This is a genomic window from Nocardiopsis rhodophaea, from assembly GCF_039530945.1.
In the GTDB taxonomy this organism is placed as follows: Bacteria; Actinomycetota; Actinomycetes; order Streptosporangiales; family Streptosporangiaceae; genus Nocardiopsis_C; species Nocardiopsis_C rhodophaea.
This window is the reverse complement of record NZ_BAAAPC010000003.1, coordinates 194308-210452: the sequence shown is the minus strand read 5'-3', so window position 1 is coordinate 210452 and position 16145 is coordinate 194308. Positions and strand designations below refer to the sequence as shown.

The following is a 16145-nucleotide window of genomic DNA, read 5'->3' as shown; positions in this document are numbered from 1 at the left end:
CTCAGCGACCCACCTTCCGCGCCTCGTCGGAATCGATCACGCCGGTCAACGCCATCAGTGTCAGGAACGACCGCAGCACCCTCTGGGGGCGCACCGGGCGTGCGAAATGGCGCTGTCCAGGAGCGCAGGGGCCGCCCGTCGCCGACGCAGCGTGCATTGCGGACCTGCCGAACTCGAAGTACGGTCGGAGCCAGCCCCCGGCCTTGTCGTACCGTTCGACGAACGTGTAGATTTCGCGGCTCTCAGCCTCGATCTCGGCGGCGTCGAGATCCGGGGACGGCGGGCCGTCGCGCAGCCACCGGTCCACCGGATAGCCGAATCGGAATCGGTCCGCCTTGGTCAGGATCAGCAGCGCCGCCTTGTCCTGCTTGTTCTGGACCAGGCTCAGGATGGTGCTGAACGCGGCGTCCGGAACGCCGCCATCCAGCTGGTCCGCGTCGACCACGAACACGAACGCGTCGACCGCGTCCAGGAAGACCCGCCGCTCAGCGGGGGAGAGTGCGGACAGTTCGCCTCCGGAGACATCGAAGAAGGCGACCGCACGCTGGGGGGCCGAGGGCGGGCCATCGCGGTCGGAGACCATCAGCCCGACCTCGAACTCCCAGACGTTGTCGCTGGTCCGGGCCAGGACCTCGCCCCGCTCGAACAGCGGACGCACCTTGGTGTTGATGAACCGTTCGTAGCGGGCGATGTCCAGCGGCGTGACGGATAAGCCGTACCGGTCCAGGCCGTCGTCTTGGACCGCCGCGATCATGGACGCGAGCAGGTGGGTCTTGCCCGACATCGACGCGCCGATGAGACCGATCACCACCGGGTCGCTGTCCACGTACTGGTAGGGGAGGAAGTGCTCGGGGAAGTCCTGCCCCAGGTTGGGACAGCGCACCTGGGCACGGCGCAGCCGCCGGGCCCGCTGCTCCTCGGTGGCCTGCTCCGGGATGTCCAGCGGCTGGTGGCGGCCGTCCACCCATTCCCACAGCTTGTCGAAGTCCAGGCTGACCCGGCTGAGGCAGACCGGGCAGCGTACGCCTTCGGCGTTGTCGGGGAGGGTCATCGTCGGGTCGGCCTTTCGATCGGGGTGACGGAGCCCGGTAGGGGATTGGGGGACGGGGACGCGCGGCGCCGTTCACGCATCGGCTCACCCGCCCCGGACGACCAGGACGAACACAGCGAGGAGCACGGCGACGAGGCCGATCACGGCCATGGCGATCATCGCGATCTTCGAGACACCGGCGAGGGTGATGTCCAGAGACTCCAGATCGCGGAAGGAGGCGCGCGGCTCGGTCTGAGGAAGCAGCCTGGTTCCCCCGTTCGCCTCGGTGCTCTCGGCCACCGGCTCCCGTTCTCGCAGCGGGTCCTCCGGGACGGTCGTGCCCGCCCTGGCAGGCCGTTCCGACGCCGTGTCCGTGACCGGGGGCCGCTGACGCTCGTCGGACGGACCCCGGCTTGGTCCTCTGCCGTTCACCGGGCGGGCGCCGCGCCTGCGGTCGAGCCGCTCCTGGAACCGCTGGCGCCCGGCGTCGAGTTCGGTGCCGATCGTGCGGCGGTACCGGGACCGCCCCGTCAGCCGGGCGAGCAGTTCGTCGGCGGTGGGGCGGTCCGCTGCCGCCAGAGCGAACGTGCCGTCGAGGTCGCTCGCTAGCGCCCGGTGCTCGCCGAGCGGCAGCCGGGCCTCGCCCTCGACGTCGTGGCCGGTCAGGACCTGGAACAGCAGCAGTCCCGCCGACCAGATGTCGTCGCGAGGATCGCACCGGCCCACGCCGTCGCGCTGCTGGTGCGGCGCCCACGGGGCACCCCCCGCCGGGGCGCGGGGCGCTCCCGCCACGTTGGCGGAGGTGAAGTCGCACAGCTGCACCTGGTTGCGGTCGGGATCCCACCGCACAGTCTGCGGACGCAGATCCCGGTGCACCACCTCGACGGCGTGTGTCCAGCTCAGTGCGGTGAGCAGTCCTCGGCGGAACGCCGCCCTCTCCTCGTCGAAAAGCTGGCGGCGGTCCAGCAGAGTACGCAGGGGCTGGCCCTGATACGGCTCGACCAGGGCGAAGGGCGACTTCGGGTCGTCGTAGTAGCCGACCAGCCGACTCAACTCGGTCGGGTAGTCCTCGCCCGCCATCCGGGCCAGCCGCACACCAGCGAGGATCTCGTTGTCGAGTTCGGCGAGCGCCCGCTCCCGCTCCAGGTCCGACCGCCGGTCACCGACGGAAACCCGGAGCAGGAAGGACTCGCGGCCGTGCGCCTCGGCCCGGACCAGGTGCCGGTCGAGCACGGAACGGGAGGCCGCCGCGAAGTCGCCGACCTCGGTCAGCCGGCACGCCACTTCCTCGCCGTGCGGGGTCGTGTACACGACCTCTCTGAGGCTGTTCTCGCTCACCGCAGGTAGTCCTCTTCCGGTTCCGATGGGAGCGGCCCGCCCAGCCCGTCAGGCCCGATCGGTTCGTTGGAACCGCCCGGCTGCGTCGGCCCGGGGGCGAACCGGCGGGCGTCCTCCCCGGGCGGCTCGGCACGGTCCCGTGCTCCGTTCGGGCCCGGCGGCTCGGACCGCCCAGCCTCCTGCTCCGGCTCCACCGCCTCCCGGGAACTCAGCGGGTCGGGCACGCCGACAGGGGCCTCGTCACCGGGCGGCTCGTTGGACCACAGCGTCGTCATCACACCGGAGCGCAGCGGCACCAGGCGCAGCAGCCCGGTCAGGCGGCCGCCCGCCGTCCACACCGTGTCCGAGGGCGCCTCCCGGCCGCCGCCGAACATCGCGGGGCGCACCGACATGGGCGCGAAGCGGACTCCGCGCGCCGCGCCCGCCCCGGTGGAGAGCAGGGACAGGTGGGCCGGGTCGCACAGTTGCAGCATCCGATCGCCCGGCGGGCGGTGCAGGGCGCGCAGCAGCCGTTCCGGGTCACCACTGACGGCGATCGTCCGCTCCTCGCCTGGGGCGACGAAGCGCGGCGGGACGTAGGGGCCCTCTGTGCGCAGGTGCTGCAGGTACTCGGCGACCAGATCGGAGGTGCCGTCGTGGACCGAGTCGTAGAGGTCGCGCACCTGCCCGGCGCGCAGCCCGGACCAGATGGGCGCCACCGCGGTACGCACCAGCGAGGTCAGGTCCGCGCGCAGTACCGGGACCAGGTCCGACGCCTCCGCCGGGGGCGTGGCCGGGGTCGGGAGGCGCTCGGTCGCCTCGGTCAGCGCGTGCGTGGCGGCGCGGGTCGCCCCGGCGGCGGAGCGCGTGAGGTCGGCGAGGTGCCTGCGGGCCGCGCCCAGCGCCCACTCGTCCCGCGCCACCGCGTTGACCAGGCGGGTCAACCCGGATGCCGCAGGATCGACCGCGTCGAGGGGGATCGAGGACCGCCAGGCGCGGATGCGTGCGGTCCACGAACCGGCCAGCGACCACGCGGCCACAACGCCGCCGACCACACTCCCCACCAGCACCACCACCGGCGGCCCGAGCTCTACGGACAGGCCCGACGCGGCACCGATCCACAGCCCGGCGAGTACACCCCCGACCGCCGCCCCCGCGTGGACCGCCAGGGTCGGCGCCGCGCCCCGCAGGGGGCGGCAGCGGGCCAGCAATACCGCGAACATCACCAGCCACAGCGCCGCGATGAGCCCGCCGGCCAGCGCGCCCGTCCACCATCCGGCCAGTGCCGGGAACAGGGGTGCGGCGAACGCGGCCGCCAACAGGCCCGACACGGGCCCCGGCGCCGGGAAGCCGGGGGGATCCTCCAGGGCGTCGACCAGTCCGCTGGGGACAGCGTGGCGCACCCGCGGCATCTCGGCGGCGCTGCCGGGAGGCGAGACGTGGGCGGCCACACGGTCGAGGTCCGCGGCCACCTCCGTGACCGCACCGCCCCGGGCGAGCCGGGACTCGGCCCGGCGGCGCAGGGCGTCAACGGCCTCGCGTGACTCCTCCGGCGGCACCGGCCGGACCGCGATCCCCGCTCGCGCTAGCTCTGCGGCGAGCGGCTCGCCGGTGAGCGTGTTCAACCGGGTGAACAGGGCTACGACGTAGTCGCGGTAGTCGGCCAGGGCGGCACCGACAGCAGGCAGCTCCGAGGCGCGGAGCCGTGCGGGGGAGGCGGTGCCGAAAACACCGAGCCACCCGGAGAGCGACTCCAGGGAGCCGTCGGCGCGGCCGAGCGCGTGGCGCAGGCGGCGCTCGCGGGCGGCGAGCTCGCCGTTGCCCGGGTCGTCCGTGGCGACGGATGGCCGACGCACCCCCTCCACCAGGTCGACCAGCGGGGAGCCCGAGGACCGCGCGGTCGCCGTCGGCGCGGACGACCCGGAACCCGACGGCTTCGCTGTGAGGGCGAAGGCGGCGCGCAGCAGCGCGGCGGTGACCGCGTCCTCCCCGGACTCGGCCCCCACCCAGTAGAGGCCGGGCGAGGCCGCGGCCTCGGGCAGCTCGCCGCTCAGCTCCACGACGCGGTCGAAGACCTCGGGGTGACTCAACACCTCGACCAGCCGGTCCGCGCCGATGCGCGACTCGGGGACGGCACCGGGGAACGGGGAGGCCGGGCCAGGGGGGTGCAGCGTCCAGCCCACCCCGGTCTCGTCGTCGACCCACAGGGTGGCGATCCCGCGCTCCGGGCCGATCTGCCCGGGGCGGTTCAGCGTCCGCCTGGCCGCGGTGCGCTCCGGCGGGCCCACCGCCACGCACACCATCGTCTGGACCCGGCCGCTGTTGAAGATGTCCTCGTAGCTGTCGGCGTGGTCGACCAGGCGGCCCGTCTCGTCCAGGACCAGCGCGCGCGCCGAGTCGGTCGGCGGGGTCCCCGGGCCGAAGACCGCGCGGACGGTTTTCCGCGACTCGTCGCGGGTCAATCCGCGCAGGTCGAGGCGGTGAACGCTCATCGGAGCCCGTCACCGCCCTCGCTCCGCCGCGACACCACCTGCTCCAGCGCCCGGAGGTTGGCGCGGATGGGCGCCACCGCGCCCTGGAATTCCAGGGCGAGCGCGGCCGGGAGCGTGTTCGACCAGAAGTCCCGGAGCTGGAGCGCACGGCCCTGGTGCGAGCTGTGCAGCTCCTTCATCAGGTTGTCCAAACGCTTCACCTCGTCGTCGGCCATGTCGCGGATGACCCAGTAGAGGTCGTGCGGGTCGGACGGTCTGTCCTCGACCCCGTTCGGCAGCTCGCTCATCAGCTGGCTGCAGAACTGGCGGGTGATCGCGTCCTCTCCGCTGAACGCCCAGTGCTCGTAGGAGCGCAGCAGGCTTCCCCACGACGAGGTCTCCTCCAGCGGGACCAGCTGCAAGGGCATGGTGACGCCCCCGCCCAGGACGAACCGCACCTCCAGGGGCGACAGCGGGTCGCCGATGACATGGGCACGGCCGTTCCACAGCGCGTTGAGCAGCCGGTGCAGGATGTAGACGCGGTGCTCCTCGGTGGTGGCGAGGTAGCCGAAGTCGAAGCCGAGCCGCTGCCGCCAGCGCAGGTAGTCCTGCGGCTGCTGGTTCCTGAGGGCGTCAGCCCACAGCCGCATGACGTCGCGCACCTCGCGGACCTCGGTGACGCTCATCGAGGTCCGGAAGAGCACCACACTGACCGTCTCGGCGCTGACCGGCCGCAGTTCGTAGGTGAACCCGCCGCCCTGGGGCAGGTTGATCGACTCGCGCAGGTACTGCTCGATGCGGGCGTTGGGTGCCGCCGCGTGGTAGGTGATGAGGACCTTGAGCGGGCCACCGCCCTGCGGGATGTAGCCGACCGGGAGCAGGGCCGCGAGCTTGGCACGGAACTCGTTGAGGTCCTCGTCGGCGATGGAGCCGTCGCCCTGGTCGGTGACGTGGGCGAGGAGGTCGGCCAGCCGGGGCAGCAGCGGCTTCTGGACCGGGCCGGGGTCGCGGAGGAACCGCTTGACCGCGGTCTTGAGGGTCTCGCGGAGGAACGCGACCGCGTCGGTCGGCTGGCGGTCGACGGAGATGTCGTAGGCCGTCCGCCAGCCCTCGGGGCCGATGATGGTCTCGACGAGGTCGGCCTCGGTGGAGTTCGGGCGCAGCAGGTCGAGTTCCTGGAAGTGCGCCAGGAGGCGGTCCTTGGCCCGCCGGTAGAACGGTTCGAGGTCGGAGCCGACCGGCGGCAGCAGGTAGGAGACGCCGGTGCGCGGGCGGTAGAGCTGCTGGGCCAGCTGCTCGAAGCGCTCACCGTCGGTGCGGGCGTGCTCGTCGAGGGCGTCGGTGAACGCGGTGAGCTCCGTGGTCAGCAGGGTGGCCGCCCGGTTCCAGCGCGGGGCGTTCCCGCTCCACGCCTCGCTCCACGCCAGCCTGCTCTGCCACTCGTACCAGACGTCCTGGTCGGCGCGGGCGCGCGCGGGGGCGGGATCGGTGTACTTGGTCTTGATCAGTCCGTTGAGGCGGTCGCGCAGCTCGGGGATGGACGGCGGGGCGGCGCCGAACCCCTCGGGCGGGGGCGGGGCGTTGCGGCGGCTTTGCAGCAGGCCAATAGCCCCAAGTTGCTCGATCTCCGCGGAGGCGTCGGAGTTGCCGACCACGAGGCGTCGCGCGTGGAAAGGGTCGACCTTGGCGAGCAGCCCGCGCGCGCCGGCGCGGTGGTCGAAGCTCTGCGCGAGCTCGGGGACTTCGCGGCCGAGCCTGCTGCGCAGCGCGGCCAGGCTGCGCTTCATCGAGTCGCCGCGGTCGTAGAGTGCCGCGGCGATGGCGCGGGCGCCGGTGGCCGGTTCCGGTTCGGCGAAGTCGCTGCCGGTGCGGGTCAGGACCGGCTGGATGTTGGCGTTGGTGAAGAACTCGCCGATCAGGGCGCGGTTCCGCTCGGCGTTGCCGTTCAGCGGTGAGCGCATGTCGTTGACCGCGGCCCGCAGCAGCCGGGAGCCGATGATGTCGGCGAGTTCGTCCACCGGGACCGTCATGGAGGCGACCAGGGCGGTCGACACCCCGCGGTTGCCGATGCCCGACTCGGCCGGGACTTCGCGCTCGGCCTGGGTGTTGATGAAGCTGTCGGCGAAGGACTGGTGGGTCTCCTGGCTCGCGGCGCCCGCCGCCTCTCCGAGCTTCTCCATGTCGGTCCCGGCCAGGGAGAGCACCAGGGAGACGACGGACCGGTGCAGGTCGTCGCGGTCGGCGCCGGTGGGGCGGCTGAACAGGAACGCGGTCTGCACAGTGGAGGGAGCGATCTTGATCCGGCCCTCCACGGGGTAGCGCACGGCCGCGTCGTCGTGTCGGCGGGGGCCGGAGGCCAGGCGTGAGTCGTCGAGCAAGTCGAGGGCGGCGCCGCTGCTGTTCTGGTCGTCGACGAGGCGGAACATGTCGAGCAGTGCGCGGCCGGCGTTCAGCTTGGCGTTGCGTCCGCCGCCGAGTCCCTCGTCGAAGGCGGAGGGCATCAGGACCAGCGGGTAGATCTTGACCCGCAGGTCCGACTCCTTGAAGGTGTTGGCGATCAAGTGCAGGTAGTCGTAGAAGATCCCGGCGCCGGTGCCGCCCGCCACCGAGAACGCGACGAACACGTCGCAGGACTTGGGCAGGCCGCCGCCGAGGGCGCTGAGGTCCCCGGCCGAGGTGGCCAGCCGGTTGATGGCCTCCTTCAGCGATCCCACGGCCGGGGCGGTGCCGCCGCGGAACGTCTCGAACAGCGCGGCCCGGCCGACCGTGGGGAACTGCCCGGCCCCGCGGTCCAGCGGGGAGACGCGGGGCTCCCCCGAGGCGGGCGGCAGCCAGTCGGTGACGACATCCCCGGCGCTGAGCCGCAGGCTGCGCGCGGCCTCGGGGTAGGTGTAGGCGGAGGGCACCAGGTCGCGGACGTAGTGCGCGGTCTGCTCAGCGGCCGCGATGTGGCGGCGGCCCGGCACCACCCGGGCGGGAAGCCGGTCGAGCTCGGCGCGGCTGACGTCGGCGTAGACGAACTGGACGCAGGACGGGAGCTGGTAGGGGAGCAGGTTGCCGCCGGGGCGCCGCTGCTGGAACTCGGTCCCGTCGGGACCGCACAGCTCCTCGCGCAGGCGGCGCTCCAGCTCGGCGCCGATGAGGCACCCGGTACCGCCCAGGCCGACGTAGAGCATCGGCTGGTACAGCTTCATCGTCATGGGTGAGGGCCCTTCAAGCGTGCTTCGGGGGTACGGGGGATGGGGCGGTCAGGCGATCCACGGATCCTCGGACGAATGCGGCCGGAAGTTGCCGACACCGGTGTCGGTCTCGGCGTCGCGGCCGGTTCCGGTGTTGCCGTGCCGGGTGTCTGTGGGGTCCGGACACGGCGGAGGAGGGGACGCGCTGACGCGGCGCTCATCGCGAAAGGCCAGCAGCAGGCCGTCGGAGAGCTGGGTACCGGAGCCTCCGATCTTCACGGTGCGGGTCTGGTCGTGCGGGGTGCGGATCCGCACGCTGTCCGGGGGCGTGCGGAAGGCGATGTAGCAGGCGGCGCCGCGGTCGGGGGTGTCGAGCCGCGGTTCCTGTCCCGGGCCCTCGGGTTCCCGGACGGTGAACTTGAAGGTGTCGCTCCACCTGCTGGGGGCACGCAGCTCCGGGCCGACGCGCTGGTCGCCGAGGTAGAGCTCGGCGACCAGGCCGCGGACGTCCCTGCGGGCGCGGACACGGGCGTTGCGGACCGCGATGGCGGCGGTGAGGGCGACCACGCCGATGAGCATGAGCGTCCACGCCCACCAGTAGCGCTCGATGATGCCGGGCGCGGGCCGGACGGTGACCGTGAGCGGAGCGGCGCTGCCGACCGTGGCACCCGAGGAGTCGAAGGCCCGCACACTGAAGGTCGCGGGGCCGTGGGCGGAGTCGGCACCGACGGTGATGGTGAACGGCTCCTCGCTCTGCCCTGGAGAGAAGGAGCGTGCGGCCCGGTCGACCTTGGTGAGCACGCCCTCGGGGGAGTCGACCACGAGCTGGACCTCGGCGTCGTCGGAGGCCTGGTTGTCGACGGTGAGGGTTCCGGAGATCGTGCGACCCTCCCAGACCTCGGTGAGGGGGTCCAGGCTGATGCGGGCGGTCAGCGGGATCCCGTCGGCGGTGACGGCGTGCGGGAACTCGCGGACGTCGGCGGCGACGCCGCGGCCCTGGACGGTGCTGGTGAACGTCAGGGTGCCTGCGTCGTCGGGGGCGGTGACCCTCCCGGCGAACTGGCCGTCGTCGGCGCTGAGGTCCGGGGCTTCTCCGTTGTCGCGCAGCTCGACAGCACGCGGCTCGCCGCCGGGTTCGGTGACCGTGGCGGAGAAGTCGAGGGCGTCGAGCGCGTCGGGGTCGGTGATGACGCCGCGCCGGGTGCTCAGTTCCAGGCGGACGGCGAGTTTCTCCCCGGGGCGGCTGGTGCCCTCGACGGTGAGGAAGGTGTTGATACGCCCCTGCCACTGGGCGGTGGCGGTGACGAGCTCCTCCTCGCTTCCGCTGGGAGAGGTGAGCCGGACCTTCCAGGTCCCCGGGCGGGGGTCGACGATGCGCAGCACCTCGACGGCGCTGTTCTCCCCGCTGCGGCTGAACTCGGCCCCGTCGTGATCGCCCTGGGAGGGGACGACCTCGCCCTGGGGGTCGACGTATTCGACGGTGATGGCGGGGTTGTTCTTGGTCACCGTCAGCGCGCCCTCGGTGGCGATGACGGGGATGTCGACGGTGAGCTCGGCGGTGCGCCCGCCCGGGAGGGACTCGCTGTCGGGCGGGCTGAGGCCTGCGCAGGACGCCGCGGCCAGGGCCTCCTGGAGCGAGCGGACCACTTCGGCGGAGGAGTCGACGACGCGTGCGGAAGGGGTGGCCACGTCCATGTCGTTGCAGGTCTGCTGGGAACCTCCGGCCGCGAAGGCGTCGAGCTGGTCGCGGTCGATGGAGGAGCCGAAGCCGAGGGGCCACACCTGCACGCCGGAGTCGCGGGCGGTCTCCAGGTGGCGGTCGACGACCTTGAGGGCGTTGTCGTTGCGGTCCCCGGCAGAGCGCCCGTAGTTGGGGCTGTTGGGCACGTCGAGGGCGCCGTCGGTGAGGAGGAAGATCATCTTCGCGGCGTCATCGGGGGCGCCGGAGTCGTCGAGGTAGGCCAGGGCCCGGCTGAGCGCCTCGGCGTGGTCGGTGTCGTTGCCCTCCTCCTTGTCGCGCCGATGCAGGTCGGACACGCAGTCGGCCAGGTACTGGCCGCCGTTGCCCTCCTCCACGAGCGTGGGGCGGCAGACCTCGCGGGCGGCGTCCTGGCCCGAGACGCCGTTGTTGCTGCCGAAACCGACCACCGTGACCCGGGAACCGGGGTTGAGGACGCTCTGCGCAATGGTGGAGGCCGCTTTGACCTCCTCGTCCACATCGTCGTCCGTCAGGCTCCCGGACTCGTCGACCAGGATGACGATGTCGAGAGGCTGGGACCGGCCGCCCTCGTCGTCCGGCTCACGGAGCGCGGACGGTGCGGCGGCCGCCGGGACGTTTCCGGTGAGGAGCAGTGCGGCCGCGGCGACCAGGACGATGTTCCGTCGGCCCGTACCCGACCCGTGGTGTCCGTGTCGCCTTGCGCGTCGAAACGGCGTCACAAGATCTCCTTTCATGCGCCTCTCTCCGCTTGGAGCGACAGGTCCACATGTCGGTGCGGGGAGATCGTTAAATCACAGTGAAGGAAGACGAGCGCTAAGAATACCTACGGTTTTCGGGTTGTCACTTCTCGGCGAGTCCGGGTTCTTAATCGTCGCCCCCGAAACCATCGTTGCGTTGGGTAATCGTCCCTGTCGATGGCGTTGCGGGGAATGTTCGGTTCTGGACTCTCCGCAGGTCGAATGTGTCCTCTGGGTCTCGGATGCAGCGTGATGTGCGGTGGATGCTAATTGCGGTCCCCTGTGGGCGGGCCGACCTCGGCCATTGATCGAATTGCTCTTGACAGTTATTTGTCCTATCGATTAGGGGGTCGGTTGGAACGTTGGATCCGCTCCTATGGGTTCTTTTTCTTACGTTTTCAATGCGAATGGTGACATTGGTGGATGGATGCGTGGTTTGTTACCTTCTGGTGCGCGCGTTGCTCACGAGGAAACCGACCTGAAGAGTCACCGATCGTCAGGCGCTCGTGGAGGGATGAAGAAGGCGGACTACCGCGCTGTCGGCGCCAGGGTCCCTGGGGCAGGCCGGTAGTAGAAGGTGATCAGGGCCGCCAGGAGGGGGAACAGACCGAGGAGCGAGGTGGACTGGACCGAGGGAATGGCCAGTCCGGCGACGAGCACCGCGCTGACCGCGACGCCGCCGATCTTGCCCGCACCCGCGCACAGGCCGCAGCCCCGGGAGCGGAGCCGCGTGGGGTACAGCTCGGAGGTATAGGCGGTGAGGACTGCGGTGAGCACGGCCGTTCCGGCGATCGGGACCGCCAGGAGCAGGTAGAGCGCGCCTCCCTCGGCCAGTGCCTCGCCGACCAGGGCGAACACCGCCATTGCGGCCGTCACCAGCGCGCCCAGGCCGATCAGTGTCTTCTGGGCGCTCCACAGCGCGTACAGGGCCGCGGCGGCGCCGATCAGGGGGAGCCCGAGGAAGGCGGCGTCGCGCAGGGCCCGGTCGGCGGTTTGCGCGTCGAGGCCGAGAACGCGGAGGTTGGTCGGGATCCACAGCTGGAATCCGTAGGTGACCAGTCCAATTCCGAGTCCGAAGATGAGGACGGCGGAGCTGAAGCCGGTGAAGGGGAAGCGGAACAGCGGGCCGTACCCGCCCGTCCCACCCGGGCCGGCGACGGTCGGGGTCGTGGGGGACGCTGGCGACTCCGGCTCTGGCCCCGGCCCGGTTCCCGGCTCTGGGGAGGGCGTCGCTGTCGCACCGTAGGTCGCCATGACCCGGGCGGCCTCGCGGGTCCGGCCGTGCAGCAGCAGGAAGCGCGGGGACTCCGGAATCCAGCGGTTGAGCACGATGAGCAGCGCCCCAGTCGGGGCACCGATCAGCCACATCACACGCCATGAGTAGTCCGGCATGAGTTCGGCCGCTAACCACCCGGTCAGGGCATAGGCGATCGCTGGGGTACCGCCGATGAGCACCATCACCCATCCGCGATGGCGTGCCGGGATGGTCTCGGCCAGCAGGGAAAACGTGATGGGCAGCATGCCCCCGGCCGCCACGCCCATGAGGGCGCACATCACCAGGTTCCACGTGAACGACGGCATTGCCCCGCACACCGCTGTCGTCACGAACAGCACGCCCGCGAGCAGGATGGCCGAGCGGCGTCCGATCCGGTCGGCCAGCGACCCCCACAGGAACGAGCCGATGACGGTGCCGGTCAGTCCGCTGAGCGGAAGCAGCGCCACCGGCAGCGCGCCGTCGGGGTTGAGCGGTGACCGCAGGCCGTACTCGGCGGTCATGCCCGGCGCCACGAAGCCCAGCGTGATCGGCTTCATCGCGTCCACGGTGACCGCCGTGACCAGGACGGCGACCAGCGTGATGTGGGCGCGGTTCAGGGGGGCGCCGTCGTCGGGGCGGATCCGGGGCCCCGACGCCGTCCGCCCCCGCGCACGGCCGCGCGGCACCAGGCCGTAGGCGGTGGCCGCCTGACCGGCGATGATCAGCGCCATCCCCAGGTACATGGCCGGGTCCATCGGCATGCCGGCCATGCGGTAGTCCATCGGGGCCGCGCTGACGAACATCGGCAGATGCAGCGCGACCCCCGCTATGGCGACGAGGAAGCCGCACCAGAAGGCCGCGGGGCGGGGGAACGCTCCCAGCAGGCGGGGACGGGCCGCCACGCCCCCGTGGCCGCCTCCGGCCGGTTCCTCCTCGACGGTTCGGTCCCCGGTCACATCGCCTCCGCGTCAGCGGCCCAGTGCCACTCCCAGGAGTTCCAGGTGGCGTAGCACCCGAACACCCCCACCGGCCGGATGCCGCGCAGGCGGCGCTTGGCGGTGGTGACACTCACCGGGAAGTAGAGGGGGAGGGACGGCAGTTCCTCGGCCCACAGCCGCTGCTGCCGGCGCATGAGTTCGTAGCGGCGTTCCAGCCGGTGCTCCTCGATCAGCGCGTCGAGGAGGCGGTCGTTCTCCTCACAGCGCCACCCGGAGACGTTGATGCCGTACCACTCGTCGTCGTTGGGCACCTTCGAGGAGTGCCACATCAGGTAGCCGGTGGTCTCCAACCCCATCGACCACGCGAACATCGCCAGGTGGGGGAAGCGCCGCCGACGGATCAGCGGGAACGCCTCGTCGGACGGGAGCGCCCGGACCCGCACCCGTACTCCGACCCGCCGCAGCTGGGCGGCGACGATCCGGGCCGCCTCCGCGCGGGTCGCCGAGGCGGTCCACCGGCCGCCGGGCGAGGCCGGGCGGGTGGTCAGCAGGTCCAGTTCCAGTGGTTGCCCGTCGGGGCCGACGCGCAGACCGTCGGAGCCGCGCCGCAGCCCGGCCTTGTCGAGCAGCGCCTCGGCCCAGTCGGGGTCGTACGGATAGCGGACGACATCCGCTGCGGCCGGGTGGCGGGGCGGCAGCCAGGAGTCCGCGATCGGGTGGCGCCCCCCGTGTGGCCCGTCGGCGATCTCCCGGCGGTCGATCCCGTGGGCCAGGGCGTGGCGGACCTCGCGCCGCCCCAGCACTGGGTCGTCGAGGTTGATGTCGATGTGCTCCCAGGTGAGGGAGGGCGTCCGGTGGACGGACAGGGCGTCACCCGCGGCGTCCAGCGCCGCCGCGTCGTCGGTGTCGAAGCCGGTCAGGTCGGTGACGTCGACGTCACCAGCGAGCGCGGCCGCGCGCAGTTCGGCCGGTCCGGGGTAGAAGCGGAACTCGATCCGCTGGAGGTGGGGCGATCCCGCCGGGTGCGGCCCGGCCGCGGTGAGCGTGATGCGGTCGCCCTGTTTCCACTCCGCGAAGCGGAACGGGCCGTGGAAGACGGGTGCCCGCAGGAACGGGTGGCCCTCGCGGACACCCGCGTCGTGCAGTCCGGCATCGGCGAGCAGATGCCGGGGCAGCACGGTGCCCCACTCCTCATAGGGGGCGAACGGCTCGTCGGCGCGGTACCGCACGACCAGGGTGTGGTCGTCGCCCCGGGGCACGAACATCTCGCTGATCGCCGCGATGACGGTGTGGTGGGGGTAGGGCGGTGGTGTGGCCGTGAGCAGTTCGTGGGTGAACAGGGCGTCGTGTGCGGTGACGGGTGCGCCGTCGTGCCAGCGGATGCCGCGCCGCAGCCGCCAACGCACTTCGACACGCCCGTCGTCGAGGGTGCGCCGGTCGCCGTTGTCCACGCTGGGGATGCGCTCGGCCAGTTCGGGCCAGGGCCGCCAGGCGTCGTCGTAGCGCACCAGCTTGAGCATCAGGGGGTTGAGCACCGCCCAGCTGGCGTGCCGCAGGCTGAAGTCCTGGACCAGCATGTCGGGTTCCTCGCCCAGGCCGACCACCGCCGTGCCGGGACCGGCCGCGGGCCGGGCGAGCGGCCCGCCCGGCCCGTCGCCCGTCTGCCCCGGCCCGTCGGGCGCGGAGCGGTTCACCGCGCGTCTCCGAAGGTCAGCTTGCGCCGTTGGAGTTCGCCGGTCCCGCCCGGGTGGACCCCGAGCGTCGCGGTGTCGCCGGGACGATAGCGCTCCAGCAGCGATCGGAACCCGCGGAAGTCGTCGAACGGGGTGTCGTCCAGGGTGGTGACGACGTCGCCCGGCTCCAGCCCGGCGGTCTGTGCGGGCCCGCCGTCCAGCGCTTCCAGGACCCGGATGCCGCCGCCGTCGCCGTGCGAGATGTACTGCAGCCCCATCCTCAGGCCGCGCCACAGCCGGGGACGCAGGTCCTGGCCCCACTCCACGTAGGCCTTGAGGATCCGCATATCGGTCTCCCAGCCCAGGTCCATGCTCTCCAGGAGCCACTGCTCGGCGTCGCTGTCGCCATAGCCCTCGACGAGGACGGTGAGGCGGGTGCCGTCGCCGGCCGGCTCCAGGGTGGTGGTGTTGATGTAGTGGTAGCCGGTGTTGTGGTGGAAGACGAGGTTGTCCTGCATCAGCCGGCGCGGTGGGTCGACGACCAGGAACGTCCCGGGGCGCGAGGGCCCGTAGGCGTACTCGTAGAGGAAGCCCCCGCCGCTGCGCAGATCGAGGTGCGCGTCGGTGGTCTCCCAGCGGTTCAGCTCGTTGGGGTCGGTGAGGGCCAGCCACACGCGTTCGCGGGTGGCGGCGATGACGACGGAGTTCTCGAACGAGCGCCTCATCCTGTGCGTGATCCTTTCGGGGCCGGGGCCGATTCCGGTGCGCGGCGGCACCGGTTTTTTCTCACGCTCGCCGGAGCCGGTCGTCCGGAACTCGGCTTATGTGGCTGAATATCCCGATTTCCTTGCGCCCGCGGTCCGCCCGGCTCCTGCCCGGACGGCGTCACACGCTGGCATCGGGCGGGCGCGGGTGATTGGCTTGCACCGCAGGGGTGCGCCCGACGGGGCGGCGTACCGCGAGCGCGGAAGGCGAGTGGACGCATTGAAGTTCGCACTGCTCATCTACCAGGAGGAAAAGGCCTGGGCCGAAGCCGGCCCCGAGGAGCGGAAGGCCGTCTACGCCGCACACGAGGCGTTCATCCAGGAACTCGCTGAGCGCGGCGTCGCCTGCTCGGGCGAGGAGCTCGGCCCTACGTCAACGGCCCGTACCGTCCGCCGCACGAACGGCGCCTGCGTGACCACCGACGGACCCTACGCCGAGACGACCGAGCAGCTCGGTGGCTTCTACCTGATCGACGCCGCCGATCTGGACGAGGCCGTGCGCATCGCCGAGCGCCTTCCGGCGCAGGTCGTCGAGGTCCGCCCGATCGCGGCACCACCCGCCGCGTGACCTGGGGCGCACGCCTATGGGGGGAGGCGCAATAAAGTCCGCGTCCCATCGCCGGGGCTGAGCAATATAGGAATGGACGCCGCTGATCCGCGCGCACGACGCTGGTGGCGAAGAGTGACAGTGTGTATGCGGAAAGGATGGTCGGACGATGAGTGCCGACACTGCGTTCAGCCAGCTCGCCAACGACCTCGCCGAGGACGGCTTCGTCACGGGGAAGATGTTCGGGCTCTCCTGCCTGAAGTTCGACGGCAAGGCCATCGTGTGCCTGCAGGAGGGAGGGGCGGCCTTCAAGCTCGGCCGGGACACCGCCGCGCACGCGGCCGCGATGGAGCTCGACGGCGCCGAGATCTTCGACCCGACGCGCAAGGGACGGCAGATGAAGGACTGGGTGTGGGTCCCGGCCGACCACGCGCAGACGTGGGCCGGCCACGCACGGGCGGCGGCTTCAACCAGCTGAACGGCCGGACGGATGACGGGTGCGGCCGGGCGGGCG

10 protein-coding genes are annotated in these 16145 nt (G+C 71.8%); 2 read left to right on the top strand and 8 right to left on the bottom strand.

Annotated features, from left to right (window positions below; all coding sequences use genetic code 11):
- Position 1: 1 nt before the first annotated feature.
- The 8 genes from ABD259_RS04545 to ABD259_RS04510 form a co-directional block, all read right to left on the bottom strand.
- The gene (locus ABD259_RS04545) at positions 2-1051 is read right to left on the bottom strand and encodes a hypothetical protein (protein ID WP_344104534.1); all 1050 of its coding nucleotides are present in this window, start codon (positions 1049-1051) and stop codon (positions 2-4) included.
- 84 nt (positions 1052-1135) lie between these two features.
- Complete coding sequence (locus ABD259_RS04540) at positions 1136-2368, bottom strand: protein kinase domain-containing protein (RefSeq protein WP_344104532.1); 1233 nt, start codon at positions 2366-2368, stop codon at positions 1136-1138.
- A complete protein-coding gene (locus ABD259_RS04535) occupies positions 2365-4839 on the bottom strand; it encodes a serine/threonine-protein kinase (protein ID WP_344160351.1) in 2475 nt (824 codons plus the stop codon). The genes ABD259_RS04540 and ABD259_RS04535 overlap by 4 nt, the downstream gene beginning before the upstream one ends.
- Positions 4836-8018: a tubulin-like doman-containing protein gene (locus ABD259_RS04530; protein ID WP_344160348.1), complete on the bottom strand. Its 3183-nt coding sequence runs from the start codon at positions 8016-8018 to the stop codon at positions 4836-4838. The genes ABD259_RS04535 and ABD259_RS04530 overlap by 4 nt, the downstream gene beginning before the upstream one ends.
- A 48-nt stretch (positions 8019-8066) precedes the next feature.
- Complete coding sequence (locus ABD259_RS04525) at positions 8067-10436, bottom strand: vWA domain-containing protein (RefSeq protein ID WP_344104523.1); 2370 nt, start codon at positions 10434-10436, stop codon at positions 8067-8069.
- Between the two features lie 546 nt (positions 10437-10982).
- On the bottom strand, positions 10983-12665 hold the full coding sequence (locus ABD259_RS04520; protein ID WP_344104520.1) for an MFS transporter: 1683 nt from the start codon (positions 12663-12665) through the stop codon (positions 10983-10985).
- The gene (locus ABD259_RS04515; protein ID WP_344160345.1) at positions 12662-14341 is read right to left on the bottom strand and encodes a peptide ABC transporter substrate-binding protein; all 1680 of its coding nucleotides are present in this window, start codon (positions 14339-14341) and stop codon (positions 12662-12664) included. The genes ABD259_RS04520 and ABD259_RS04515 overlap by 4 nt, the downstream gene beginning before the upstream one ends.
- A complete protein-coding gene (locus ABD259_RS04510; protein WP_344104515.1) occupies positions 14338-15045 on the bottom strand; it encodes an SRPBCC domain-containing protein in 708 nt (235 codons plus the stop codon). The genes ABD259_RS04515 and ABD259_RS04510 overlap by 4 nt, the downstream gene beginning before the upstream one ends.
- 259 nt (positions 15046-15304) lie before the next feature.
- On the opposite strand from ABD259_RS04510, the gene ABD259_RS04505 reads away from it, so the two are divergent.
- Both ABD259_RS04505 and ABD259_RS04500 read left to right on the top strand, forming a co-directional pair.
- The gene (locus ABD259_RS04505; RefSeq protein ID WP_344104512.1) at positions 15305-15652 is read left to right on the top strand and encodes a YciI family protein; all 348 of its coding nucleotides are present in this window, start codon (positions 15305-15307) and stop codon (positions 15650-15652) included.
- 148 nt (positions 15653-15800) lie between these two features.
- Positions 15801-16109 carry a hypothetical protein gene (locus tag ABD259_RS04500; RefSeq protein ID WP_344104510.1) on the top strand — a complete coding sequence of 103 codons (309 nt, stop codon included), beginning with the start codon at positions 15801-15803 and terminating at the stop codon, positions 16107-16109.
- The last annotated feature ends 36 nt before the right edge of the window (positions 16110-16145 follow it).

Bases quoted from the DNA above. Each gene is read 5' to 3' on its own strand.
- ABD259_RS04545 (WP_344104534.1), bottom strand. From the start codon at position 1,051: ATGACCCTCCCCGACAACGCCGAAGGCGTACGCTGCCCGGTCTGCCTC.
- ABD259_RS04535 (WP_344160351.1), bottom strand. From the start codon at position 4,839: ATGAGCGTTCACCGCCTCGACCTGCGCGGATTGACCCGCGACGAGTCG.
- ABD259_RS04530 (WP_344160348.1), bottom strand. From the start codon at position 8,018: ATGACGATGAAGCTGTACCAGCCGATGCTCTACGTCGGCCTGGGCGGT.
- ABD259_RS04510 (WP_344104515.1), bottom strand. From the start codon at position 15,045: ATGAGGCGCTCGTTCGAGAACTCCGTCGTCATCGCCGCCACCCGCGAA.
- ABD259_RS04500 (WP_344104510.1), top strand. From the start codon at position 15,801: ATGAGTGCCGACACTGCGTTCAGCCAGCTCGCCAACGACCTCGCCGAG.